Origin of the sequence: Pseudoalteromonas sp. S3431, assembly GCF_000690035.1 — a bacterium.
Classification (GTDB): domain Bacteria; phylum Pseudomonadota; class Gammaproteobacteria; order Enterobacterales; family Alteromonadaceae; genus Pseudoalteromonas; species Pseudoalteromonas fuliginea.
Map to the genome: position 1 here is coordinate 1 of NZ_JJNY01000138.1, position 671 is coordinate 671.

Below are 671 nucleotides of genomic sequence, written 5' to 3' on the forward strand. Positions count from 1 at the left end.
GGAGTCATTATGTCTATAAGCCATGAGGTTCTATGTATTTAACCGATTCAAAAAAAGTAGAAGATTGGCAAGCTATTCGGGCTGATGCTCTTAATAATCATGATGAATTATTTTGGAGAAAGGTATATTCAGATTTTTTCTGGGGGCGTATAAATAGCAGATACCTAACACCGATTGAATCTATAAGTAATAATGGTAGTTACCTTGGTGAAGGATTTTCAATTGTAGCAATTCAATGCTCATTAATTGAATTTCTTGAATCCACATTCAAAGGTGAAATATACCGTTTAGTTAACAAACCTACTGAGTTGAAAAAGTATGAATATTCAGGCAGTAAAAAATGTTTTTTGAGTTTTTTAGAAAATAGAGCCCCATTTAATGCTATTTTCGATAATAAGAAAGCTAACGAATTTTACTCCTCAATTCGGTGTGGGATATTGCACGAGGCTACGACTAAAAATGGTTGGAGAATTTGGGGGAAGTCAGATTCTGGTAAAGAGATAATTTGTTTTGAGTCTAAAAAAATATATCGAGATGATCTCCAATATGCTTTGAAAGATTATATGAAAAGCTATGCAGATCAGCTTGTAGCAGATGTTGAATTACAGAAAGCATTTATAAGAAAATTCGATGCATTATGTGAATAGGCTTATAACAACACGCCCTGAGGT

1 protein-coding gene is annotated in these 671 nt (G+C 33.2%); it reads left to right on the plus strand.

Annotation, left to right across the window (positions count from 1 at the left end; all coding sequences use genetic code 11):
- Positions 1 to 32: 32 nt before the first annotated feature.
- Entirely contained in the window at positions 33 to 647 is a 615-nt protein-coding gene (locus DO88_RS00145; RefSeq protein ID WP_050482480.1) for a hypothetical protein, read from the plus strand.
- The last annotated feature ends 24 nt before the right edge of the window (positions 648 to 671 follow it).